Annotated in this window: 24 protein-coding genes, 1 tRNA gene and 1 pseudogene; 13 read left to right on the top strand and 13 right to left on the bottom strand. The window is 66.6% G+C overall.

Going from position 1 to position 23,015, the window contains the following annotated elements; translation table 11 throughout:
- Nucleotides 1-7: 7 nt before the first annotated feature.
- Both kdgD and ACFVTD_RS14055 read right to left on the bottom strand, forming a co-directional pair.
- Nucleotides 8-922, bottom strand: coding sequence for a 5-dehydro-4-deoxyglucarate dehydratase (gene kdgD, locus ACFVTD_RS14050; protein ID WP_387563992.1), 915 nt, complete (start codon nucleotides 920-922; stop codon nucleotides 8-10).
- 142 nt (nucleotides 923-1,064) lie between these two features.
- Nucleotides 1,065-1,949, bottom strand: a complete 885-nt coding sequence (locus ACFVTD_RS14055) for a LysR family transcriptional regulator (RefSeq protein WP_387563995.1) — start codon at nucleotides 1,947-1,949, stop codon at nucleotides 1,065-1,067.
- A 142-nt stretch (nucleotides 1,950-2,091) separates the two neighbouring features.
- On the opposite strand from ACFVTD_RS14055, the gene ACFVTD_RS14060 reads away from it, so the two are divergent.
- The 4 genes from ACFVTD_RS14060 to ACFVTD_RS14075 are packed head-to-tail and all read left to right on the top strand — an operon-like array spanning nucleotide 2,092 to nucleotide 5,641.
- Nucleotides 2,092-3,102 (top strand): Bug family tripartite tricarboxylate transporter substrate binding protein, encoded by a 1,011-nt coding sequence (locus ACFVTD_RS14060; RefSeq protein WP_387563998.1) that lies wholly within the window; start codon nucleotides 2,092-2,094, stop codon nucleotides 3,100-3,102.
- Nucleotides 3,103-3,107: 5 nt separating this feature from the next.
- Nucleotides 3,108-3,683, top strand: coding sequence for a tripartite tricarboxylate transporter TctB family protein (locus ACFVTD_RS14065; protein ID WP_387564001.1), 576 nt, complete (start codon nucleotides 3,108-3,110; stop codon nucleotides 3,681-3,683).
- Between the two features lie 9 nt (nucleotides 3,684-3,692).
- Nucleotides 3,693-5,240, top strand: coding sequence for a tripartite tricarboxylate transporter permease (locus ACFVTD_RS14070; protein WP_387564004.1), 1,548 nt, complete (start codon nucleotides 3,693-3,695; stop codon nucleotides 5,238-5,240).
- Entirely contained in the window at nucleotides 5,237-5,641 is a 405-nt protein-coding gene (locus ACFVTD_RS14075; RefSeq protein ID WP_387564007.1) for a universal stress protein, read from the top strand. The genes ACFVTD_RS14070 and ACFVTD_RS14075 overlap by 4 nt, the downstream gene beginning before the upstream one ends.
- A gap of 123 nt (nucleotides 5,642-5,764) precedes the next feature.
- Here the strand turns inward: ACFVTD_RS14075 and ACFVTD_RS14080 are convergent, their stop codons facing one another.
- Complete coding sequence (locus ACFVTD_RS14080) at nucleotides 5,765-6,241, bottom strand: NUDIX domain-containing protein (protein ID WP_387564010.1); 477 nt, start codon at nucleotides 6,239-6,241, stop codon at nucleotides 5,765-5,767.
- A 121-nt stretch (nucleotides 6,242-6,362) separates the two neighbouring features.
- Between ACFVTD_RS14080 and ACFVTD_RS14085 the strand changes: the two genes are divergently transcribed.
- A complete protein-coding gene (locus ACFVTD_RS14085) occupies nucleotides 6,363-6,602 on the top strand; it encodes a hypothetical protein (RefSeq protein ID WP_387564013.1) in 240 nt (79 codons plus the stop codon).
- A gap of 51 nt (nucleotides 6,603-6,653) precedes the next feature.
- On the opposite strand, the gene ACFVTD_RS14090 is transcribed toward ACFVTD_RS14085, so the two are convergent.
- The 3 genes from ACFVTD_RS14090 to ACFVTD_RS14100 all read right to left on the bottom strand — a co-directional run bounded on the left by ACFVTD_RS14090 (nucleotide 6,654) and on the right by ACFVTD_RS14100 (nucleotide 10,991).
- Nucleotides 6,654-8,336: a sensor histidine kinase gene (locus tag ACFVTD_RS14090; RefSeq protein WP_387564016.1), complete on the bottom strand. Its 1,683-nt coding sequence runs from the start codon at nucleotides 8,334-8,336 to the stop codon at nucleotides 6,654-6,656.
- Nucleotides 8,337-8,460: 124 nt separating this feature from the next.
- Nucleotides 8,461-9,834, bottom strand: coding sequence for a DNA repair protein RadA (gene radA / locus ACFVTD_RS14095; protein ID WP_387564019.1), 1,374 nt, complete (start codon nucleotides 9,832-9,834; stop codon nucleotides 8,461-8,463).
- 29 nt (nucleotides 9,835-9,863) lie between these two features.
- Nucleotides 9,864-10,991 carry an aromatic acid exporter family protein gene (locus tag ACFVTD_RS14100; RefSeq protein WP_387564022.1) on the bottom strand — a complete coding sequence of 376 codons (1,128 nt, stop codon included), beginning with the start codon at nucleotides 10,989-10,991 and terminating at the stop codon, nucleotides 9,864-9,866.
- 251 nt (nucleotides 10,992-11,242) lie between these two features.
- Between ACFVTD_RS14100 and pstS the strand changes: the two genes are divergently transcribed.
- The 5 genes from pstS to ACFVTD_RS14125 all read left to right on the top strand — a co-directional run bounded on the left by pstS (nucleotide 11,243) and on the right by ACFVTD_RS14125 (nucleotide 15,864).
- A complete protein-coding gene (gene pstS / locus ACFVTD_RS14105; protein WP_387564025.1) occupies nucleotides 11,243-12,364 on the top strand; it encodes a phosphate ABC transporter substrate-binding protein PstS in 1,122 nt (373 codons plus the stop codon).
- A gap of 101 nt (nucleotides 12,365-12,465) precedes the next feature.
- Nucleotides 12,466-13,398: a phosphate ABC transporter permease subunit PstC gene (pstC, locus tag ACFVTD_RS14110; protein ID WP_387564028.1), complete on the top strand. Its 933-nt coding sequence runs from the start codon at nucleotides 12,466-12,468 to the stop codon at nucleotides 13,396-13,398.
- The gene (gene pstA, locus ACFVTD_RS14115) at nucleotides 13,399-14,511 is read left to right on the top strand and encodes a phosphate ABC transporter permease PstA (RefSeq protein WP_387564031.1); all 1,113 of its coding nucleotides are present in this window, start codon (nucleotides 13,399-13,401) and stop codon (nucleotides 14,509-14,511) included.
- 72 nt (nucleotides 14,512-14,583) lie between these two features.
- On the top strand, nucleotides 14,584-15,363 hold the full coding sequence (pstB, locus tag ACFVTD_RS14120) for a phosphate ABC transporter ATP-binding protein PstB (protein WP_387564033.1): 780 nt from the start codon (nucleotides 14,584-14,586) through the stop codon (nucleotides 15,361-15,363).
- A gap of 93 nt (nucleotides 15,364-15,456) precedes the next feature.
- A complete protein-coding gene (locus ACFVTD_RS14125) occupies nucleotides 15,457-15,864 on the top strand; it encodes a hypothetical protein (RefSeq protein ID WP_387564035.1) in 408 nt (135 codons plus the stop codon).
- 12 nt (nucleotides 15,865-15,876) lie between these two features.
- On the opposite strand, the gene ACFVTD_RS14130 is transcribed toward ACFVTD_RS14125, so the two are convergent.
- The 4 genes from ACFVTD_RS14130 to ACFVTD_RS14145 form a co-directional block, all read right to left on the bottom strand.
- Nucleotides 15,877-16,284 carry a hypothetical protein gene (locus tag ACFVTD_RS14130; protein WP_387564038.1) on the bottom strand — a complete coding sequence of 136 codons (408 nt, stop codon included), beginning with the start codon at nucleotides 16,282-16,284 and terminating at the stop codon, nucleotides 15,877-15,879.
- A 168-nt stretch (nucleotides 16,285-16,452) separates the two neighbouring features.
- Nucleotides 16,453-17,463, bottom strand: a complete 1,011-nt coding sequence (locus ACFVTD_RS14135; protein WP_387564041.1) for an anion permease — start codon at nucleotides 17,461-17,463, stop codon at nucleotides 16,453-16,455.
- Between the two features lies 1 nt (nucleotide 17,464).
- Nucleotides 17,465-18,082 carry a DUF47 domain-containing protein gene (locus ACFVTD_RS14140; protein WP_159634237.1) on the bottom strand — a complete coding sequence of 206 codons (618 nt, stop codon included), beginning with the start codon at nucleotides 18,080-18,082 and terminating at the stop codon, nucleotides 17,465-17,467.
- 315 nt (nucleotides 18,083-18,397) lie between these two features.
- Nucleotides 18,398-19,057, bottom strand: coding sequence for a hypothetical protein (locus ACFVTD_RS14145; protein ID WP_387564044.1), 660 nt, complete (start codon nucleotides 19,055-19,057; stop codon nucleotides 18,398-18,400).
- A 209-nt stretch (nucleotides 19,058-19,266) separates the two neighbouring features.
- On the opposite strand from ACFVTD_RS14145, the gene ACFVTD_RS14150 reads away from it, so the two are divergent.
- Nucleotides 19,267-19,339: transfer RNA gene (locus tag ACFVTD_RS14150), tRNA-Lys, on the top strand.
- A gap of 49 nt (nucleotides 19,340-19,388) precedes the next feature.
- On the opposite strand, the gene ACFVTD_RS14155 is transcribed toward ACFVTD_RS14150, so the two are convergent.
- Together ACFVTD_RS14155 and ACFVTD_RS14160 are read right to left on the bottom strand one after the other, a co-directional pair.
- Entirely contained in the window at nucleotides 19,389-19,967 is a 579-nt protein-coding gene (locus tag ACFVTD_RS14155; protein ID WP_387564047.1) for a M23 family metallopeptidase, read from the bottom strand.
- A gap of 57 nt (nucleotides 19,968-20,024) precedes the next feature.
- Complete coding sequence (locus tag ACFVTD_RS14160) at nucleotides 20,025-20,366, bottom strand: YciI family protein (protein ID WP_387564050.1); 342 nt, start codon at nucleotides 20,364-20,366, stop codon at nucleotides 20,025-20,027.
- Nucleotides 20,367-20,500: 134 nt separating this feature from the next.
- Between ACFVTD_RS14160 and ACFVTD_RS14165 the strand changes: the two genes are divergently transcribed.
- Nucleotides 20,501-21,523: a LacI family DNA-binding transcriptional regulator gene (locus ACFVTD_RS14165; RefSeq protein WP_387564053.1), complete on the top strand. Its 1,023-nt coding sequence runs from the start codon at nucleotides 20,501-20,503 to the stop codon at nucleotides 21,521-21,523.
- A gap of 40 nt (nucleotides 21,524-21,563) precedes the next feature.
- Here the strand turns inward: ACFVTD_RS14165 and ACFVTD_RS14170 are convergent, their stop codons facing one another.
- Nucleotides 21,564-22,295 carry an ANTAR domain-containing protein gene (locus tag ACFVTD_RS14170; RefSeq protein ID WP_387564057.1) on the bottom strand — a complete coding sequence of 244 codons (732 nt, stop codon included), beginning with the start codon at nucleotides 22,293-22,295 and terminating at the stop codon, nucleotides 21,564-21,566.
- A gap of 452 nt (nucleotides 22,296-22,747) precedes the next feature.
- Here ACFVTD_RS14170 and ACFVTD_RS14175 point away from each other — a divergent pair.
- Nucleotides 22,748-22,960 (top strand): annotated as a pseudogene (locus tag ACFVTD_RS14175) (alpha-L-arabinofuranosidase); the annotation flags it as partial.
- Between the last annotated feature and the right edge of the window lie 55 nt (nucleotides 22,961-23,015).

Here is a 23,015-nt window from a genome sequence, read left to right on the forward strand (position 1 = left end):
GTGACGGCTAGGAAATGGCGGCGATGAGGGCTTTAAGGTCCTCGAGGTCCTGCGGTGCCAGGTTCTGCAGCGGCGCCCGGACGGGCCCTGCCGACCTGCCGATAGCGTCCAGGCCGCCCTTGACGATGGACACAGAGTAGCCTTTCACGCGGTCTCGGATGTCCAGGTACGGGATGACGAAGTCATTCAGCTTCTTGTTGACGGCGGCGCGGTCGTTGTTGCGCACATCCTGGTAGAAGTCCACGGCGAACTGGGGGACGAAGTTGTACATGGCGCTGGAGTAGGTGCTCATGCCCAGCTGCAGCAGGGGCAGTGCGAACGTTTCGGCGGTGGGGAGCCCGCCGAGGTAGAACAGGCGGTCGCCCAGTTTGGCGTACACCCGGGCGTCGTGTTCGAGGTCGCCCACGCCGTCCTTGAAGCCGATGAGGTTTTCGTGGCGGTCCGCCAGGGTTGCCACGGTGGTGTCCTTGTAGATGGCATTGGCGCGGTTGTAGATGATGACGCCCAGGGAGGTGGCACGGCATACGGCACTGACGTGCTCCACCAGGCCGCCCTGGTCTGCTTCGGTCAGGTACGGCGGCAGGAGGAGGATGCCCTCTGCGCCGGCTGCCTCGGCTGCCTGTGCGTTTTCGATGGCCTGGGCCGTGGAACCTCCGGCGGAGGCGAGGACCGGCACGCTGGCGCCTACTTCCTCGACGGCGGTGCGCACCACCCGCTCTGACTCCGTAGGGGTGAGGGAGAAGCCTTCGCCGGTGCCGCCTGCTGCGAAGAGGCCGGCCACGGGGAAGCTGGCCTGCCAGGCAAGGTGCTTGCGGTAGTTCTCCTCATCGAACTGCAGGTTTGCATCGAACGAGGTGACGGGGAAGGAAAGCAGGCCTTCCTTGAGGGTGTCCGCCAGTTCGCGGGGAGTGTACTTTGCCACGGTGTGGTCCTTTGGTGTGTGCGCCGCGCGGCGGCAGGGGTGATGGTTCGTCCCCAGCGTAGGAGGGTCCACTCATGCCTGTCTAAGTGCAATTTTGTATTCATTGATACCTTTGCTGCATTGCCAAGCGCACCCACCGAAGTCACTCCATGGCGAACTCGAGGTCCTTCAGGAGCCGTGACAGCGCCGGGTTGGTGATTCTGCGTCCCCACAGGGCGTGGAGTTCCACCTGTTCGTGGCCTCCGTCCTCCAACGGGAGGAACTGTACCCCGCGAATGCCCAGCAGGGTCGCGGAGTGTGGCACGAACGCCAGCCCCCGCTTGGCCGCCACGAGCGAGACCATGGTGAGGATCTGGCTGACGGTATGCACCACGTTGGCATGTCGGATAGGGAGCATGCGGACCACGAGGTCGTAGAAGTAGCGGGCCTGCGTGGGGGAATGCATGATCAGGGGCTCGTCGCTGAAATCGTCTGCCGTGATACTCCGGTCCAGCAAAGTGAGGCGGTGTCCCTCGGGTACGGCAAGCATCATCGACTCCCGGTAAAGCAGGTGGGAGTCGAAGGTTTCCGTGTCGAATGGTGGCCGTGCGAGCCCCAGGTCCAGTTCTCCGGTCACCAGTCCGGCCAGTTGGTCCCCAGTCACCAGTTCCTGCAGTTCGATCTCCACATCCGGGATGATGCCCGACAGTTCCTCCAGCAGGGGTCCCAGGATGCTGAAGCCGCTGGCGGCGGTAAAGCCTATGCGCAGGACGCCGGACTTCCCCGACGCAATCCGCCGCGCTGTCACGGGGGCCCTTTCCGCCAGCGCCATAAGCCGGCGGGCCTCCTTCAGGAAAGTGTGTCCGGCGGGGGTGAGTTCCACCTTCCTGTTGTCCCGTTCCAGCAGTTCGGCCCCCACGATCTTTTCCAGCTTTTGGATCTGGCGGCTCAACGGCGGCTGCGTCATGTTCAGCCGCTCGGCGGCCCGTCCGAAGTGGAGCTCTTCCGCGACGGCGATAAAGCCGGCCAATTGGTCAAACGTAAACATGATGCCTTCCGGGTATCAAATGATGCAGATAAGGGCTTAGACAGGCATCATAGCTGCTCCCTACACTCGACAAAGCGAAGCGGGGTGACCCCCTTCACAGTCGCCCGGGCGCCCCAGCCCGCACTTGCACCTAGGAGTTCCAATGATGCACTTCCTTTCCCGCCGCGCCGTCCTTGGAACGGCGTCGGCTTTCACCCTGCTGGCACTGACAGCCTGCGGTGGCAACGTTGCCGGCGGAGCCGCTGCCGGCAATTCCGCCAAGTACCCGTCGGGCCCGGTCACAATGACGGTTGGCCAGGCCGCCGGTGGAAGCACCGACCTCATCGCCAGGGCGCTTGCGGACGGAGCCGCCAAGACCCTCGGCGCACCAATGCCCGTGGTGAACAAGCCGGGCGCAAACGGTGCCTTGGCGACGAAGGAAGTTGCGGGCAAGCCCGCCGACGGCCAGGAACTGGTCCTCCTCACCGCCTCCCTGATCACCATCACGCCCCTTGCCGTCAGCAAGGAGGAAGCCGTCAACCTGGACGATCTGGACATCATCACCGGCCTCTCCCAGGACGACTACGTGCTGGTCGCCAGCCAAGGCTCGGGCTTCAAGAGCTTCAAGGACGTCACTTCCGCAGGCAGGAATGTTACGTTCGGCACCACCGGCGTGGGTACGGGCAGCCAGCTTGCTCAGACCGTCCTGTTCAAGCAGGCAAACGTGCAGGGCACCGACGTTCCGTTCGACAGCGGCAAGCCAGCCCTGACCGCCGTCCTGGGCAACCAGGTTGAGCTGACCACCATCCAGCTTGGCGAGGCCATGGCCCAGATCCAGGCCGGAAAGGTCACTCCGCTGATGGTCTTCTCCGAAGAGCGCAACAGCTTCCTGCCGGACATCCCGTCGGCCAAAGAAGCGGGCTATGACGTGCCGGTGGCGCAGTACCGGGCCGTCGCGGCTCCGAAGGGAACCCCGCAGGACGTCAAGGACAAGCTCGCCGCGGCCTTCAAGGACACCTTCGAGACGGACGCCTACAAGGAATTCAACAAGAAGAACCTCCTGACGCCCAAGGAGATTTCCGGCGAGGAAGTCCTCACCCAGTGGAAGGACTACGCAGGCAGGTACAAGTCACTGGTGGAGAAGTACGGCATCAGCCTTGGCGGGAACAAGTAACCGCGATGGAAGCAACTCCAGCAGTGGCTGCCGGACCGGATGGAAGGTCCGCCCGGCAGTCCGCCGGGGACGGCCCGGACGAGATGCCCGAAGCCTTGACCCCCGAGGAACTCGCCGCACAGTGGGAGGAGGAAAAGCCTCCTGCCGCAGGACCGCTCGCCAACGCGGCCTCCTCCCTGGTGGTGCTCGCCGTCGGGACCGGGGCCCTGGCCCTTTCCGTTGCCATGGGCCTTGGCACCCCGGAGAAGCCCGAGCCCGGGCTGTGGCCGTTCCTCACCAGCTGCGTGATGGTGGCCCTGGCCATCTTCCAACTGGTGTGGGGGCGGCATAACCGGGACGCAGAGAAATTCACCAGGCTTTCCTTCGCACCGCTTACCGGCCTCGCCACACTGGCCGCCATGGTGGCACTCATGCCCGTCATCGGCTTCGAGATTCCATCGCTCATCCTCTGCATCATCTGGATGAAGTTCCTGGGCAGCGAAACCTGGCGCTCCACGCTCCTGGTCAGCGCGATCGTCGTTGCGGCGTTCTACGGGATTTTCGTCCTGGCCCTCGGCACGTCCATTCCCCACCTCTTCTAGGAGACCACCGTGGATTTCTTCAATCCCGTGATCAACGGTTTTTCAGTGGTCCTGGAACCGATGAACCTGCTGTACTGCCTGATCGGCGTCGTGATCGGCATGCTGATCGGCGTCCTGCCCGGGCTGGGTCCGGCCGCCACCATCGCCATCCTGCTTCCGCTGACCTACAGCGTGGAGCCCGTCACCGCGATCATCATGCTCGCAGGCATCTTCTACGGTGCCCAGTACGGCGGGACCATCACCTCCGTCCTGCTGCGGCTTCCCGGCGAGGCGTCTTCGGTGGTGACGGTCTTTGACGGCTATCAGATGGCCAGGCAGGGCAAGGCCGGCACCGCGCTGGGCCTGGCCGCGATCGGGTCCTTCATTGGTGGAACCGCTGCCATCATCGGCCTGACCTTCCTGGCGCCCGCCGTGGCAGGATTCGCCCTGGACTTCGGGCCCGCGGAGTACTCGGCGCTGGCCATGCTGGGCATCCTGCTGGTGGCAACCATCAGCGGCGGTTCAAAGGCCAAGGCGCTGATCGCGGCCGCCGTGGGCCTCCTGCTCGCCACCGTTGGCCGGGACGTCTTCACCGGCGAGAGCCGGTTCACCTTCGGCAGCCTCCAACTCGCCGACGGCATCGACTTCGTGCCCATCGCCATGGGCCTCTTCGGCCTGGGCGAGATCCTCTACAACCTCGAGGAACGGCACCGCGCCGCCAAGGCGCCGTCGAAGGTTTCCAACGTCTGGCCCGCCAGGTCCGACCTGAAGCACGCCTCCGGTGCCATCACCCGCGGCTCCATCCTGGGCTTCTTCCTGGGCATCCTGCCCGGCGGCGGCGCCACCATCGCATCCATGGCCTCCTACGCCATGGAAAAAAAGCGGGCAAAGCACCCGGAGCGCTTCGGAAAGGGGGCCCCCGAAGGCGTGGCGGGGCCGGAAACAGCGAACAACGCGGCAGCAACGTCGTCGTTCATTCCGCTGCTGACCCTGGGCATTCCCGCCAACGCCACCATGGCACTGATGTTCGGTGCGCTGCTGATCCAGGGCGTGACCCCGGGCCCGCAGCTGGTGGAGCAAAACCCGGAGCTGTTCTGGGGCGTGGTCAACTCCATGTACATCGGCAACATCCTCCTGCTGATCATGAGCCTGCCGCTGGTGGGCATCTTCGTCCGCATCCTCCGTGTCCGCGCAGCCATCCTGGCACCGATCACTGCCTTGATTACGCTGCTGGGCGCCTACACCATCAACAACAGCATGTTCGATGTGGCCCTCGTGGTGTTCTTCGGCGTGCTGGGTTACCTCATGAAGAAGTTCGGTTTCGAACCGGGGCCGCTGGTCCTGGCCTTCGTCCTGGGTGAGCTCCTGGAGAGCTCGCTGCGGCGCTCGCTCCTGGTCTTCGGCGGCGACCCCACCGGATTCCTTACCCGCCCCATCTCGGCAACCCTGCTGGTGGTCTTTGTCGTCGTGGCGGTGCTGCCGGGTCTCCGCAGCCTGGTCGCCAGGCGCAAGGGCACGACGGCGGCAGCGGCCACGGCCGGGAACCTCACCAACCAGAACATCAAGGAGAAGGTATGAGCATCATCGTCGGCTTCGTTCCCACCCCCGCCGGCGAGGCAGCCCTGGCCGCGGGCATCGCCGAAGCGCAGCTCCGGCAGAAGGACCTGTACATCGTGAACTCTGCCCGCCAGGGTGCCCTGGTGGACAAATCCGTGGCGCCGGAAGGCGTGCTGGCGCTGGCCGCGAAGAAGGCTGCTGATGCCGGCGTCACCGCCACGGTCATTCAGCCGCCCTACGAACACGACCTTGCTGACGAGTTCCTGGACGTGGCCAGGGAGGTGGATGCCTCGCTGATCGTGATCGGGCTCCGGCACCGCACCCAGGTGGGCAAGTTCATCCTGGGCAGCCACGCGCAGCAGATCCTCATGCAGGCGGACCGGCCGGTGCTGGCGGTCAAGGCCGACGGGGTCCGCTCCTAGCCACCCGGCCTGCCCATGCAGGCCGTTCCACCGCTGCAGCTGTTCCCCCACACCGGGGGCGCATCAGGCCGGGCCGGGCATCCCCGCGGGGGTTCCCGGCCCCCGTGCGTTGGCGCAGGTGTCCTAGCTGGTTGCCAAGCCCCCGACCAGTGCATCGAGGATGGGCAGCTGCCCCTTCACGAGTTTGGTCCGGGCCTCCTGCTCCGGGAACCAGCGGGCGTCATCAATTTCGGGATAGTGCTGGATTCTGCCGGAACCCTTGGGCCATTCCAGCGGAAACGTGTTGCTGGTGATTACTTGGGGGGCGAACCCAGCCTCGGCGGCGTAGGCCGTAATGAGCTTTCCGGAGGACTGCCGGAACTCGCCCAGCAACCGGTAGTCGGCCTCCGGTGCGGCCGTCCCCATCTCTTCCGCGAACTCCCGCAGCGCTGCGGCCAGCGGGTCCTCGCCGTCGTTGTACTCACCCTTGGGAATGGACCAGGCGTGGGTGTCCTTGCGCGCCCAAAAGGGGCCGCCCATGTGGGCGATCCACACCTGCAACCCGACCCGGGCGCCCGGGTCCTGTTGGTACAGCAGGATGCCTGCGCTTCGAATGGGCATTGGGTCTCCGGATCTTCAGGAAAAGTGCAGGTGCCGTCCACCGTTAACGTGGAGTTCACGGCGCTGCTCTAGGTTATTCCTTCAGGCACTCTGCCAGGCACCCCGCTCGAAAGGAGCACTCGTGGCCAACATTGCTGAGGTTTTGGGACGGCTCACGCCGGAAGAAGTGGACGAGCTCCGCAGCCTTGGTCCGCAGGGCCACCTGCCGCGGCACCTGGTGGATGCCCTGGACCGCGCGGCCGGTGGAACGGGCTCGGGCCGGGGGTACTACGTGACCGACGGCAACGTAAGCGCCACCGGCGGCCCGCTGCTGGTGCTGCGCAGCGACGTTTCCAGTTGGCTGGCCGGCGCCCCGTCCTGACTTGCCAGCCCGCCTGCTGCCGGCGCCGGCGTGGGCAAAGTTCCGGGCCGGCTAGGCGTGCGGCAGGATGAACGTTGCCGTGGTGCCCACACCGGGCTCGCTGTCCAGGCTGATGGAACCTCCGTGGCCTTCGATGATGGTCTTGCTGACGGGCAGTCCCAGCCCGGCGCCGGGGATGGCGGTTTCGCGTGACCGCGCCGAACGGAAGAACTTGGTGAACGCCTGTTCCTGTTCTTCCGGCGTCATCCCCAGCCCGGTATCGGTGATGGAGCAGGCCATGCCCGAGCCGGTGCTGCGGGCCCGCGCCGTGATGACGCCGCCGTTGGGGGAGTACTTGATGGCATTCGAGAGCAGGTTCCTGAACACCTGGCTGATCCGCTCCGGATCCACCCTGGCGGGGAGCGGCTCCTCCGCTTCAAGCACAAGCTGGAGCCCGTTGCCGGCCGCCTTGGGCAGGGCGGCGTCAACCTCCAGCGCCAGCAGCCGGGCCAGGTCCGTCTCCTCGAGGGCAAGGTCCACCCGCTCCGATGCCACGGCGATGAGGTCATTGACCAGGTTCAGCAGGTGTTCGGCGTTCCGGCGCACCACCTGGAGCTCCTCCCTGATGTCCTCGTGATCGGGTTCGTCCAGGACCAGTTCCAGGTAGCCCAGGATGGAGGTCAAGGGTGTCCGCAGCTCGTGCGAAACAGTGGCGACGAAGTCGTCCTTGGCCGCCAGGGCACTCACTAGGCTGGTGACGTCCACAAAGGTGATGACCGCTCCGGCTTCCTGGCCCCCGGCCGACGGGAAACCGTGCGAGCTCACGGAGTAGGCGTGCTGCCGGTCCGGAGGGCCGGCCCAATACAGCTCATCGGTGAAGGCGTCTCCGGCCGCGGCCCGGGCTGCGGGAAGAAGGCCCGGCGGTACGGGGGTGCAGCGGTCGGCCATCAGCAGGCCCGGCGAGGCGGCAGGATCCACGACGCCGGACAGTGCAGGGTCCGTGCGCATGGCCTTGTTGGCCAGCACGGTGCGGCCCCCGGCATCTACCACCCACACGCCCACGCCCACGGCCTTCAGCACTGCGTCGAGCAGTCCCTGCCTGCGGATGCTTTCGTCCAGGGTGCGGGCCAGGTCCTGCTCACTCTGGAGGATCCGCACGCGGTGCCGGCGGATGGTGGTGGCCACCACGTGGGCGCTGACCGCGAGGACGGTCATCACCAGGGGGAGGATGAGGATTCGGATCATTGATCCGCCCGCCGGCGCCGACCCTTGGAGGACGGAGGGGGCGACCGCGCTGAGGACGGTCCCCGCAATAGCCAGAACGGGCATGTACGGCCGGACTTGCGCCGAAAGCCAAATCACTGGGAAGAGCAACGTCATGCTCAGGACACTGAAGGCCGGGCCTCCCGCCTCGCGCGTGAACCCGATGGCCAGGCAGTCAAGGAGCGGAATGACGGCGAATGCATTGGAAGGGAGCCTGCCCCACGGGATGGCCACGCATGTCGCGGCGATGGCCAGATGGAACAACAGGGCCGCAAGGAACAGGTCGCTGGCCAGCGTCGCCGGGCTGAAGACAGCCGCGGCAACTACCACCAGCCCAACAGTCAGCGAAACAGGCAATTGGCACACGGCTACGCGCTTGCGCGCACTGAGGCTCCCGAACAGGCCATCCAGACGGTCCGACACAACAGGCTGCATGGGCGCCCTGCGTGCCTGGCCGGCAACGTCAGCGGCGCCCTGCTTTTCCTGGATCACCAAGCTTCCCCCAGCACAGAAATCGACGACCCCCGTCTGCATGAAGGTTCTGCCCTTACAGTACCCGCCAGCGACCCAGGCCGCCGTCACGGCCGCAATCCGGAAGTACCCGGGCTGCAGGCTGCTAGCCGATCAACAGGCTGAGTGCCTCCGTGAGGTGCTCCACTTCCCGCACGGAGAATCCGGCCGGCACGGGCCCGGGCCCCGTGTGGCTGGCAGGAACCACGGCGTGCGTGAACCCCAGCCGGTGCGCCTCCTGGATGCGCTGGTTGATTCCGGGAACGGGCCGGACCTCGCCCGCCAGGCCTACCTCGCCGAAGGCGATCAGGCGGATGGGTAACGGCTTGCGGGCCTTGGCTGAGGCCACGGCAAGGGCCACGGCAAGGTCCGTGGCCGGTTCGCTGAGCTTCACCCCGCCCACGGTGGCAACGTAGGAGTCGTCCTTGTGCAGGAGCGTCCCCGCACGCTGCTGCAGCACCGCCAGCAGCATGGACACCCGCGAGCTGTCCAGGCCGCTGGTGGCGCGGCGCGGCTGGGAATTAGGGCTCTCGGCCAGCAGCGACTGCACCTCCGCCAGCAAAGGACGGCGCCCCTCCATGGTGACCGTGATGCAGGTCCCGGAAACCGGGTCCTTGGTGCGGCTGACGAACAGGCCGGACGGATCGGCCAGGCCCTCGATGCCGTTCTCGTTGAGGTCGAAACACCCGACGTCGTCGGTGGGCCCATACCTGTTCTTCACGGCTCGCAGGAGACGCAGCCGGGAGTGGCGCTCACCCTCGAACTGGCAGACCACGTCCACCAGGTGTTCCAGCAGGCGCGGCCCGGCGATGGATCCGTCCTTGGTGACATGCCCCACCAGCAGGGTGGTCATGTTCCGCCGTTTGGCGGCCGCGATGATGGACGCCGCCACCTCGCGGACCTGGGACACACCGCCCGCGCTGCCGTCGACGTCGGCGCTGCTGAGGGTCTGCACCGAGTCCACGATCAGCAGCCGGGGTTCGATCTTCTCCACCTGGCCCAGGGCCTGGCCCAGGTCTGTTTCCGCGGACAGGTACAGGGATTCGGCGACGGCGTCGATCCGCTCGGCGCGCAGCTTCACCTGGGCGGCCGACTCTTCGCCGGTCACGTACAGGACATCCTGGGCGGTCCGGGCGAACTTGGCGGCCACGTCGAGCAGCAGGGTGGATTTGCCGACACCGGGTTCGCCGGCCAGCAGGATGACGGCACCCGGCACCAGGCCGCCGCCCAGGACCCGGTCCAGTTCGTCCACGCCGGTTGGCAGGAACGCCGCGGTGGTTGCGTCCACCTCGGCAATCCGCCGGGCCGGCTCCACAACGGTGGTGGCCGCCGTCGTACGTGCAACAGCCGTGCCTGTTTCCTCAACGGTGCCCCACGCCTGGCACTCGCCGCAGCGGCCCACCCACTTGGCGGTGGTCCAGCCGCATTCGGCGCATTTGTACGCGGGCGCCTTGGACGCCCGGGAAGTCTTTGTTGCCATGTGTTAAACACTAGTGGCGGGCACTGACACTAGAGGGCGGGCAGGACGTCCCTGGCCTCGGCTGCGTCCATGCCGGTGGCTTCGAGCAGGTCCACCATCAGCGGCCGGAACAGCATGACAACGGTTTCGCCTTCCAGCCGCTGGACCTCCAGCAGCTTCGGATGCAGGCGAAGGGCGATCTCGCTCAGGTCCCGGCGGGCAGTGCGCAGGTGGGCGCGGCGGACGCCTTCGTGCGTTTCCGCGAGCCCCAGCGACAGCTCATCGATGGCGGCGGCCGTCTCCTGCAGAACGCCGGCGATGCTGTCCGTCGCCTCGTCCGAGAGCGCCGTGTGGTTGATGGCGCTGGTCAGCCGCCGGGCGAACACGCGGCTGTTCCGCAGGGCAAGGTCGATGAAATCGAGGGACTGCTTGAGCCGGTCCAGTTCATCGCGGTGCCGGCGGTAGGCGGGAGCCAGAGTGGCCACCTCGCCGGACGCCCGAAGGGACTGGCGCATGGCATCAACCAGTGGTTGGCAGTTCCGCCCGCGGATCAAGGCGTGCCAGGCCTGCGTGGAGTCACTGTTGGCCAGCGCGCCGGCGCATTCGCGCAGCACCTCCGCCAGTTCATGCAGCAATTTCTGCACGTCCCGGCGCGGCTCCTGGCGGGGATCCTTGGGCACCAGGATGGTCACCAGCAAGGCGAACAGGCCGCCCACCACCGCATCGATACTGCGGGTGAACGGGCCTCCGGACGGTGCCGGGAGCAGGACCACCAACAGCGACTGCAGTGCCAGCTGGGTGGTGAAGATGTTTCCGCTGTCCAGGAACCGGGCCAGCAGGATGGAAAAGAGGAGCACGACGGCGGCCACCCAGATGGCGCCGCCAAGCCAGTGTAGGAGTAGGTCGCCCACCACTATGCCCAGGGTGCAGCCAAGGCCCACTTCCATCACCCGCCGGAGCCGGGGTTCGCGGGAGAAGCCAAGGGCGATCAGGGACGAGGTGGCGGCGAAGAGCGGCCCGGTGTGGCCGAGGATGTACTCCGCGAAGGCGTACGCGCCCACGGCGCAGACGGTCATCTGGATGGCGGGAACGAACGAGTTGCGGCTGCGGATCAGCCCGGTCCGGACTCGGCTGCGCAGGAACCGCCTGGTTGCTGAGAGTCCTGCTGGGATGGCCATGGGTCCAATACTATTCAGTGCCGATCCACTGCCTTGCGCAGGTGCACTACGACCGCGCATGTGATCTGCGCAATGGTGACCCGGTATTTGTCAGCCAAAATCCCGCCGTCGTTAATCCTCCGTTCACTTTGGACAGCCCATCCCGTTACCTGCGGCCCATAACTTGCTTGAAGGTACAAAAAGTACGCATCGCGCAGCAGGGCTCTCCGTCCCTGTCCCGCACCTGAATAACCCTGGAAGGGGTACATCTAGTGAAGGCACTCCGCTTCGGCCGCCACGCGGCTATCGCTGTTATCGCAGCCGGCGCACTCGCGCTTACCGCCTGCGGTTCAGACAACGCCACGAACACGGCGCCTGCAGGCAGCCAGTCTGCCAATGGCCCCAAGGTCACCGGCACGCTGACCGGCATTGGTTCCTCCGCCCAGGGCGCAGCCATGGACGCCTGGAAGACCAACTTCGCCTCCGCCAACTCCGGCGCCAGCGTGCAGTACTCCCCGGACGGCTCCGGCGCAGGCCGCAAGGCGATCCTGGACGGCTCGGCCCAGTTCGCAGGCTCGGACGCCTACCTGAGCGACGCCGAGTTCGCTTCCTCCAAGGACAAGTGCGGCCCCGACGGCGCCATCAACGTCCCCGTTTACATCTCCCCGATCGCCGTGGCCTTCAACGTTCCCGGCGTCACCGACCTGAAGCTGGACGCCACCACCGTGGCCAAGATCTTCCGCGGCCAGATCGCCAAGTGGAACGATCCCGCCATCGCTGCCCTCAACGCCGGCGTAACGCTCCCCGACCTGAAGGTCACCCCGGTAAACCGGTCCGACGACTCCGGCACAACGCAGAACTTCACGGACTACCTGTCCGCCGCTGCGGCCGACGTCTGGACCGACAAGGCCGCCGGCATCTGGCCCGCCAGCCTCCAGGGCGAAAACGCCAAGGGCACCTCCGGTGTGGTCAAGACCGTCACTGACACCCCCGGTGCCGTGACCTACGCTGACGACTCCGCCGTCAGCGGCAAGCTGGGCGTTGCCCAGATCAAGGTGGGCGACTCCTTCACCAAGATCTCCGCCGACGCTGCTGCCAAGGCAGTCGATGCCGGCAAGCCCGTCGAAGGCCGTGCCGCCAACGACCTCTCCATCAAGCTGGACCGCAAGACCACCATCGCTGGGGCCTACCCGATCGTCCTGGTGTCCTTCCACGTCCTGTGCACCACCTACGACAAGCAGGAGACCGTTGACCTGGTCAAGGCCTTCGAGCACTACGTAATTTCCGGCGAGGGCCAGAAGGCCGCAGCTGACTCGGCCAAGTCCGCCCCGCTGTCCTCCGACCTCGCAGCAAAGGCCGCCAAGGCCATCGACTCGGTCAAGGTCAAGTCCTAGCCAACGCTGTAAAACCGGGTTCCCCGCCTGCCGGACGGCAGTGCGGGGAACTTGGCTTTGCACCGCTTCCTTAATCCAGCAACGAACCGAAGGGCCGTCGAATGACCGCCACCTCCCTGACCAGTACCCAAGGCGCTGGGCGCGCCGGGGACAAAGTCTTCTCCGGTGCCACGCTCGCCGCAGGGTGCCTGATCCTCGCCGTCCTTTTCGGCGTCGCACTCTTCCTGGTAGTCCAGGCAATTCCGGCGCTGACCGCGCCCGCGGACAAGATCCAGGGCGGCCAGGGCTTCTTCGCCTACATCTGGCCTATCGTGATCGGCACCCTGATCGCCGCAGCCATCGCACTGGTGATCGCCACCCCCATCGCCATCGGCGTGGCGCTGTTCATCTCCCACTTCGCACCGCGCCGCCTCGCCTCCGGGCTCGGATACGTGGTGGACCTGCTCGCCGCCATCCCCTCCGTGGTCTACGGCGCGTGGGGTGCCGCGTTCCTTGCCAAGGAAATCTCCCCGGCCTACGGCTGGCTCGCGGCGAACATTGGGTGGCTCCCCATCTTCCAGGGTCCCGCCTCCACCACCGGCAAGACCATCCTCACTGCGGGCATCGTCCTCGCCGTCATGGTCCTGCCCATCATCACCTCGCTGTCCCGCGAGATCTTCCTGCAGACCCCCAAGCTGCATGAGGAAGCTGCGCTGGCACTCGGCGCAACCCGCTGGGAAATGATCCGGATGGCCGTACTGCCCTTCGCCCGCCCGGGCATCATCAGTGCCATCATGCTGGGCCTGGGCCGTGCGCTCGGCGAGACCATGGCCGTTGCCCTGGTGCTCTCCTCCGGTGCACTGACTGCCAGCCTGATCCAGTCCGGAAACCAGACCATCGCCGCCGAGATCGCCCTGAACTTCCCCGAAGCCAGCGGCCTCAAGGTCAGCACCCTGATCGCCGCCGGCCTGGTGCTGTTCATCATCACCCTTGGCGTGAACATGATCGCGCGCTGGGTCATCACCCGGCACAAAGAATTCTCGGGAGCCAACTAAATGACCTCCACGCTTACCCCGGTCCGCAGCAAGCGGTCTGCCCTCACCAAGGGCCAGCTGCCCAAGTACGCACCGTATGCGGTGCTCGGCGGCGCCCTGATCGTCGGCGCCGCCATCCTCGCCCTGATCGGCTTCAACGCGTTCGGCTGGGGCCTGGTCTCCGCGATCCTGTTCGCGGTTGGCCTGGTTTCCTGGAGCGCCGCCGTGGAGGGCTCCCGCAAGGCCAAGGACAAGCTGGCCACCTGCCTGGTGGTTGGCTCGTTCCTGGTGGCGCTGCTGCCCCTCGTTTCGGTGATCTGGACCGTGCTGGTCAGCGGCATCCCCGGACTTATCGACCCCGGATTCCTCACCACCTCCATGAACGGCGTCACCGGCGCCTTCGACAACAAGGCTGTGGAAAGCGGCGCCCCGGTGATGGGCGGCATCTACCACGCCCTCCTGGGCACCGTGCAGATCACTCTGCTGGCCACCGTCATCTCCGTTCCTGTTGGCCTGCTCACGGCCATCTACCTGGTGGAGTACGGCCGCGACGGCCGCCTGGCCAAGGCCATCACGTTCTTCGTGGACGTCATGACCGGCATCCCCTCGATCGTGGCCGGCCTGTTCGCAGCCGCGTTCTTCTTCGCGGTCATGGGCCCGGGTACCAAGACCGGTGCGGTGGCCGCCGTCGCGCTTTCCGTGCTGATGATCCCCGTGGTGGTGCGCTCCAGCGAGGAAATGCTCAAGATCGTGCCCAACGAGCTCCGCGAGGCCGCCTACGCCCTGGGCGTCCGCAAGTGGCGGACCATCCTCAAGGTGGTTATCCCGACGGCGATCTCGGGCATCGCGTCCGGCGTCACCCTGGCCATTGCCCGGGTCATCGGTGAGACGGCGCCCATCCTGGTTACCGCGGGCTTTGCGACCAGCATCAACTCCAACGTGTTCGGCGGCTGGATGGCCTCGCTGCCCACGTTCATCTACACCCAGATCCTGAACCCCACCTCGCCCTCCAACCCGGACCCGTCATCGCAGCGGGCCTGGGGCGCGGCGCTGGTGCTGATCATCCTGGTGATGGTCCTGAACCTGGTGGCGCGCCTGATCGCCAGGATCTTCGCTCCCAAAACGGGCCGGTAGCCAGGCACTCCCTTCCGCCGTACCCCGGCGGATCCTAGACTTCAATCCATACCCAGTAAGTGAAGGAACACCATGTCTAAGCGCATCGACGTCAAGGACCTGAACGTGTACTACGGCGATTTCCTCGCCGTTGAGGACGTCAGCATCAACATCGAAGCCAAGTCCGTCACCGCGTTCATCGGCCCGTCCGGCTGCGGAAAGTCCACCTTCCTCCGCACCCTGAACCGCATGCACGAGGTCATCCCCGGCGCCCGCGTCGAGGGTGAGGTCCTGCTGGACGGCGACAACCTCTACGGACCCGGCGTAGACCCGGTCACCGTGCGCTCGCAGATCGGCATGGTTTTCCAGCGCCCCAACCCGTTCCCCACCATGTCCATCAGGGACAACGTGCTGGCTGGCGTGAAGCTGAACAACAAGAAGATCTCCAAGGGCGAGGCGGACGTCCTGGTGGAACGCTCGCTCAAGGGCGCCAACCTGTGGAACGAGGTCAAGGACCGGCTGGAGAAGCCCGGCTCAGGCCTCTCGGGCGGCCAGCAGCAGCGCCTCTGCATTGCCCGCGCCATCGCAGTGGAGCCGCAGGTGATCCTCATGGACGAGCCCTGCTCCGCCCTGGACCCCATCTCCACCCTGGCCATCGAGGACCTCATCAACGAGCTCAAGGACCAGTACACCGTGGTGATCGTGACCCACAACATGCAGCAGGCCGCGCGTGTGTCCGACAAGACGGCGTTCTTCAACATCGCGGGCACCGGCAAGCCGGGCAAGCTGATCGAGTACGGCGACACCCACACTATCTTCAGCAACCCCGTGGAGAAGGCCACTGAGGACTACGTCTCCGGCCGTTTCGGGTAAGCCATTGGCATCGTTGGCGATCTACTGACGGGTTTAGTACGCTAATCGAGATACTTTCGGAACTAGTAGTAAGCCCGCTAAAGGAGTTTTGCCATGACGCAGACGGCCAGTGACCCCATGGGCCCCCAGCTTACTGTTTCCGTACCTGAACTGGACGCCGTGCAGGAAGCCGTGGAACCGGCCCAGGCGTTCGCCGCCGCGGCGGGGCTGGCGGGGCCCCTCGCAGCCGGGCCGCTGGCGCCGGAGCTCGAACCGCATCTCTCGCTGGCCGTGGCCCCCGTTGAGGAAGAGGATGTGCTGGCAGAGGTGTGGCGCACCAGTTCCCGCCTTGAAAGCATGCAGTGGGAGCTGGATACCGCCCAGGAGTCCCTGCGGCAGGCGGTCCGCAAAGCTTCGGCAGCCGGAGTAGCGGACCATGAACTGTGCACGGCGGCCAACCTGACACAGGACGAACTCACCACGGTGCTGATGGCTGCAGCTCCCGTCACCCTGGAGCTCTAGCAAACCCTGTGGCTATTCCGGAACCTCCAGCTGGAACCCGCAATGGCAGCGCAGGACTCGGGTGGGGAGGGACACGGCGCTGAGCGTACTGCCCGGCCTGCCGCTGCGGTAGCAGAGCCGCTCAACCTCGAACTCCGCCTCTTCCATGGGGAAGCCGCAGTGGATGTAGTCGTCCCCGAAGAGGATGACCTGGGTCATCCAGTGCACCTGGTTCAGCGCAGCCGCCACGTCCGTAGCGTACGCGGTGTGTTCCTGGAACAAATTGCAGTCGTTGCAGGTGTAGGAGACCGTGACCAGGTCACCGCCTGCCGCGCCGATGGCCGTGATCGCATGGATGGTGAGCTGGTGCTCGGTTCCGCAGGCCTCGCACCGGGGCTGCCGGGGCTCTGGAAGGGGGCGCCGGGAATACGAGGGAGACATGACGCCTGCTCTTTTCCGCGTTGTGCATCCGGACCGCCGGTTGGCTGCAGCGGCGCGTCGTCCGCAGCCCTGCACACGGCGCGGACGCCGGTCCCCGGCACCGTTGCCCCGGGGGCGCACTTTGAATGTACGTCACGCCGGATTCCCTGTATAGGGGAGCCGCCCCGCCTACATGGATATAGGGGAGAGGGCCAGCGCAAGCACGAAGCCGAGGGCGCAGGTGGCCAGCGGGGTCAGCCCCCAGAGCCAGAGGATCCGGATGACCAGCTTCCGGTTGGTGACCGAAAAATGCTGGTTCTCCCCGGCACCCAGGGCGCCGGCGGTGACGGTGTGGGTGGTGGAGAGCGGCCAGTGCAGCCCGATGGCACCCACAAAGAGCATCACCGCACTGAATGTCTGGGCCACGGAGCCGCGCAGGGGATCGATCCGTGTGATCTTGTAGCCGATGGTGTGCGATATCCGCCACCCCCCGAAAAGGGTCCCGGCGGTCATCATCACCGCGGAGAGCGCCGCCACCCAGGTGGGGATCCCGCCGTCGGCATAGCCTGCCGCCAGCAGGGCCAGCAGCAGGACCGCGCTGACGCGCTGCCCGTCCTGCAGGCCGTGGCCGAACGCCACCGCTCCCGCGGCGACGGCCTGGCCCCGGCGGAAACGCTGGTTCACCACGTTGGCCTGCGTGTAGCGGGCTACCCAGGTGGCCGGATACACCAGGAGGAAGGAACCGCTGTAGGCCACCAGTGGCGACAGGACCAGTGGCAGGACCACCTGGAACAGCAGCGACTGGTCCACGCCGGCCACCCCCGGGCCGCCGACAGCCAGGCTGGCCAGGCCTGCGCCGGCCAGGCCACCCACCAGGGCATGGGTGGATGACGCGGGAATGCCGCGCCACCACATCAGGATGCCCCACGCGCAGGCGCTGGCCAGGCCCGCCACCAGGATGGCCAGTCCGCCGGTGCCGGCAGGGAGGCTGATCCAGGTCCGGCTGACAGCGACGGCGAGCAGGGCGCTGAGGATGGCGCCGACAAAGTTGAAGAACGCGGCCAGGAGGATGCCCACGCTGGGGGTGAGGGCCCGGTTCCGCACGGCGAGGGCCACCGACGTGGACGCGTCACGGAAGCCGTTCAGGAAGGCAAACGCCGCGGCCAGCAGGACCACGGCGCCAAAGATGACGGCCGCCACGTCAGGATTCCTTGACGATGATGCTGCCTACCTGGGTGGCCACCCGCCGCATGTCCTTGGTGACCTCCACCAGCTGGTTGGCGATGTCGCGGTTGCGGGAATACTGCGCCCACTTCATGTCCGCGATCATGTCCGCCACCCACACGCGGTGTGTCCGCTCCGCGCGTTTGGCAAGGCGCAGGATCTCGATCCAGTAATCCTCGAGGTCGTCCAGGTCATTGAGCCTGCGCATGGCGTCAACGGTCAGTTCGGCCTGCCGGCTGATGATCTCCAGCTGGTCGGCAGCCCGTTTGGGCAGGCGGTCGAGCCGGTACAGGGCCACCAGTTCCGCGGCCGCGTCCATCTTCTCCATGGCCTCGTTGAGGTACCGGGACAGGGCGTACATGTCCTCGCGGGGGAGTGGGTTCACAAAGCTGGTGCGCATATGGGTCAGCAGCGCAAAATGCAGTTCCGCGGACTTGGCCTCGATGTTGTGCATGTCCTCGACAAGCTTGCCGTGCTCGTCCGCGGGTACGCCAAGGATCTCGGCCAGCGTGGCGGTGGCCAGCACGATCTGTTGTGCCATTTGTGAGAGCAGGTTCAGCCCTGCGGGCTCCTGTGGAAAAAGGCGCAGCTTCACGTGATTACCGGTCTCCAGGGACTTATCAAGGCGGGGGTTGCTGCCGCGTGACTTGACGGCGGCGGGCAACTGGGGATTACTCTACCGGCCCGTGGCTGCACCCCCGGAATCGGGCACCTGGAAGAGGGCAGAAAAATGGTGCCGAACCGGATACGCCTCTCGGCGGTAGGCCGCTCTAGGCGGCTAATTGTTGAAGCCCGGGGGTTTCGCGGTTCGGCACCGGTTTCAGTCTTCTACTTACCCCGGCCCAAGTCAATCTTGACAGTGGGGGCTTGGTCCGTCCCGGAAATCCGGTCCGCCGGGGGAAAAGACGCCTCAGTCCAGTTCGCCCAGGCGCCACGCGTTGGCCGCGTGTTCCAGGTCCTCGGCGGTCTTCACCAGCTGGTGGGAGTTGCGGGTCAGTTTGCTGGCGTGGGCCTCGTTGGCGTGCTCGGCGCCGTCGGCCAGGGTGGCCTGGCCGAGTGCCACCACGCGGCAGAACGCAGCGGAGCGTTCCAGCGCGACGTCGAAATCGCCGTCGAACGCACCGGAAAGGATGGCGTCCGCCATGGTGCGCATTTCGTCCGCGCCCGGCGGCTCAGCCGCGCCGGCCACCACGTTGGATACTTGGGCGGTGTCCCGTCCCGCGCGAAAATAGACGCTGATGCGTTCGGGGTCCTGGACGGTGGCGGCACGGAGTGCGTAGAGCCGCCACAGTGCGCCGGGAAGCGAGCGGGCAGGGCTCTCGGCCCACAACTCGGCGATCGCATCCAGCCCCTGTTCGTCGGCGAGCTTGACCAGCCGTTCGGTGATCACGGGATCGTCGCTGTCGCGGCCATGGCGGACCAGCGCCTGTGCTGCAAGGTGGGCGGCCTCCGACACGCGGGCGGGATCGGCGCCACCGGCGAAGGGCTCGAAGTCCATCGGCGCGAAGGGCTTGGGCTTGTGGTGCCGGTTGCTGCCGCCGTACGGAGTGGTTCCTGCTTGCTCGCTCATGCCCCCACGCTACTCCTGTGCCGCCGGGGAAATCGAGCATCTGTAGAGCTTGTCCGCCGGTGGCCGGAAAGGCCTGGACCAAGGGGTGGGAAGGCACGACGGCGGGGCCGCGGCGTGTGCGAAGTGGCCGGAACCATGGGTTAGAGTATTAACGTCCAGAAATGGATTGGGCCGTACGGGCAGGCACAGCGTGTTTGACCGGCCGGCAGGGGCCTTTAGCTCAGTTGGTAGAGCATCGGACTTTTAATCCGTGGGTCGTGGGTTCGAGCCCCACAGGGCCCACCCATCAAGACCACGAAGGTCCGCCGCTGACGCAGGCGGACTTTTCTTTTTAACCGCCCCGTAGCCCTGGTTCCACCACCGTCCCGCCCGGCGGCAGCCCGCCTGGGAACGTGATGGGAACCGCGGATGCGTGGGCCGGATCTGGCGAGTCCATGGCCTGGACGTGCAGGTGGGGTTCTGTGCTGTTGCCGGAATTGCCGCACCGGCCCACCACTGCCCCGCAGCCAACCACTTGGCCGTCCTGGACGCAGACGCTCCCGCGCTGAAGGTGGCACAGGGCGATGAACACCCCACCGGACTCGATAATCACGTGGTTGCCGGCCAAGCCTGGCCACCCCTCCCGTACGCGGCGGGCCTGGGTTGCGGCATAGCGGATCGACGGAAAGCCGCGGTGCGCGGGGTGGTCCGGCTCCCCGTCATGGGCTGCGCGCACCAGCCCGTCCACCGGGGCCGTAACGGGCCGCCCGAACCCCACGAAGCGTTCCGGCGACTCGGGCCGGAACAGCGAGGCCACGGTGATGGGGGCGGTCAGGCCATTCCCGTCCACCGGGGTGAAATCGATGGCAAAGCTCGTGGCGAAGAGCCGTGTCCCATGGCTGGGAACACGGTCGGCCGGCGGGTTCTGCACCCGCCAAGGCCCCGTGAAATGGTACGCAAGGACAAACGGTTCCGCCGGGTGCATGGTTCAGCTGGCGGGGTCGTACTGGAAAGCCCGCACCTCCTGCGCGCAGCGGCAGGCCGTGGCGATTTTCGCGGCCCACTGCACCGCATCCCCGTACGACGGCAACTCCAGCACCGTGTACCCACCTTCGATCTGCGCCGTCTGGGGGTAGGTGCCCGCCGTGACGGTACCGCCGGCGTCAACCATGACGGGTGGGACGCTTTCGTCGATCCCGCCGCCGAAAACCCAGACGCCGGCGTCCTTTGCCTCCTGGACCACGGCGTGCGCGGCGTCCGCCACTTCCTGCAGGCCGCCGTCGGGGATGTCCATGGCTCCGCTGGGAAACGAGATCAGGTATTTGGTCATTCCGCCGGCTCCTTCACTGCAAACAGGGATCTTCCCCATCCTTTCCACCGGACAGCTGCCGCGCAAGGATCCATCCGGAACCGCCGGCCCATGTTGCGCACGCGGGGCGCCGGGGTCACAGGCACAATAGGCTCATGGCAAATACCAGCAAGGGCCGGATGCCGCGCCTGGAAGACGTGGCCAAGGTGGCCGGCGTCTCCCACCAGACCGTTTCCCGCGTGGTGAACAACCACCCCAATGTCAGCAAGGCAACCCGGGAAAAGGTGGAGGCAGCCATCGCGGAACTGGGATACCGGCGCAACACCGCGGCCCGGAGCCTGGTCACGCGGCGCTCGCAGACCATCGGTGTGCTGGCCAGTGAGCTTTCCCAGTACGGTCCGGCCAACACCCTGCTGGGCGTTGAGCATGCCGCCCGCAACGCCGGCTACTTTGTCAGCATCGCGGCACTGCGGGAGGTCAGCCGGGAAGCCATTTCCGACGCCGTGGGCCACTTCATGGACCAGGCCGTGGACGGGATCGCGGTGCTGGTGCCGCACGCGGACACCCTGGCCGTGCTGGAGCAGATGAACCTTCCGGTGCCCGTGGTGGCCGTGGGCTCTGCGGGCAGCGCGACGGTGAGCGGGGCCATGGTGAACCAGCGCGCCGGGGCGAGGCTCGCCGTCGAGCATCTGGTCAAGGAAGGCCACCGGCAGATCGGACACATCGCGGGTCCGCCCGACTGGACGGACGGGGCCGAACGGGCGGAGGGGTGGCGGGCCGTGCTCCGGGAAGCAGGCCTGGGTGAATCCCTCCTGGTGGAGGGGGACTGGAGCGCGGGGAGCGGCTACGCGATCGGCCGCCGGCTCGCGTCCGGACTCACGGCGACAGCCATCTTCGTGGGAAATGACCAGATGGCGCTGGGCCTCCTGCGGGCGTTCACGGAGGCGGGCGTCAAGGTGCCCGACGACGTCTCGGTGGTGGGTTTCGACGACCAGCCGGAAGCCGGGTACTTCACGCCGCCGCTGACCACCGTCCGGCAGGACTTCGAGGAACTGGGACGCCGCTGCATGGACATCATGCTGGCGGAGATCGAGTCCGGGGCCGCGGTGAGCTCCACCGTGGTGCCGCCGCAGCTGGTCCTCCGGGCCAGCACCGCGGCGCCGGCGTCGGCCTCCTGAGCAGGCGGCGGTAAACCGTTCGTGAAGGGGCGTCTGCGGGTCAGCGGCCGAAGTGCGAGTGCGGCGCACCTTCGGGCAGGCGCTCAAGGATGTCTTCGGCCACCTTGCGGACCTTGATGTTGCGGTGGCTTGAAGCCTTGGCAAGGATGGCGAAGGCCTCCTGGTAGGAGCACCTGTTCTGGGCCATGATCACTCCGCACGCCACGTTGATGGACGTGCGGCTGTCCAATGCCGAACGCAGGTCGGTGGCCAGCGAGCGTGCAGTGTGCAGGTTGATGGCCATCTGGAGGCTTCTCGTGGCCAGCTGCGCGAAGCTTCGTGCTTCGGCGATGACCTGGAGTGGGAACGCTTTTGTGTCCTGGGCGAAGAAGGCAAGGGCGGCACTCGACTGGCCGAGGTCGCTGGTGCCGGGGACCCCGTCGTCGGACGGAATACCGGCGTCCAGGCGGAGCCTGACGGCAAGGGTGCTGCCGAAGCCGGCCGCCTGCAGCTCGCCTGAGTACTGCCGCCACCGGAAGTCGCCGTTGCGTTGGAGGACCGCCACGGGGTGGCCGCCGGACATCACATCGGTCACCGGCCCCTCAGCCCTTTCCCGCTCCCAGTCGAGCAGCCGGACCACCTCGTCGGTGGTACCGGTGATGGCAGGGCCGCGCTTGGGCTGGAGCAGCACCAGCCCGCAGCCCACGTCGATGCCGGCGGTCCCGACCACATGGGCAGCCGATGCCGCCACCAGCAGGTCCAGGGAATCGGCCAGGGTCTGCGCGCCGTTCACCAGGTCAAGGAGCAGGGCGTTGTTCCGCGGAGGGGCCTTTACGTGGCCGGCAGCGGAGGTCAGCCGCGGATGGCCTCTGCGGGGGGCCAGGCGGGCCGGAGGGCCGGCGACGGCTGGGGGAGAGCCCTTGGTCTCGAAGGACTCCTCGTCGCCGGCCCCGCCTATACCCCGGGTCCTGTGGACCGGGAAGCTTGGGCCTAAATGTTGTGATTGATGCATAGCCAAGTCTCGAACCCCCCTAGTGGGACAAGTGCCGAGAGCCTGGAGGCCTTGTCCCTGTGAAAAACCTAATGGCCCTCCTGCCTCCGGTGAATGCGTAGCCGATACCTGTTTTTTCGATTAGGTAGTACTTGGAGACTGGCCGTTCGCTGCGCCCGGGACGTTGCCGCAGGTGAGGAGCTCCGTGGCCCGATCATGAGGCGCCGGAGCCATTGCGAAGGATGGCCGGGGCCACCCTTGACGCACGCAGCGGCACGGCAAACAACGTGCGCGTGCTGGAAGCGGTGACCTACGCCAACAAGGAACCCTACTGGCGGGCCAGCGCCGACGATTCCACCTCGGTCCTGCCGTCCGGAAACCCCACGGTCAAGGCCGACGGCGGAGGGCTCACCGCCGAGCTTCCGGCAGTGTCCTGGTCCATGATCCGGCTGGCCGTGGAGTCCTGACGTGCCCGGACGCAATGCCGGGAACGCTTATGACGACGGCGGGCCGCAGGTGGGA

Origin of the sequence: Pseudarthrobacter sp. NPDC058119, assembly GCF_042884655.1 — a bacterium.
GTDB lineage: Bacteria > Actinomycetota > Actinomycetes > Actinomycetales > Micrococcaceae > Arthrobacter.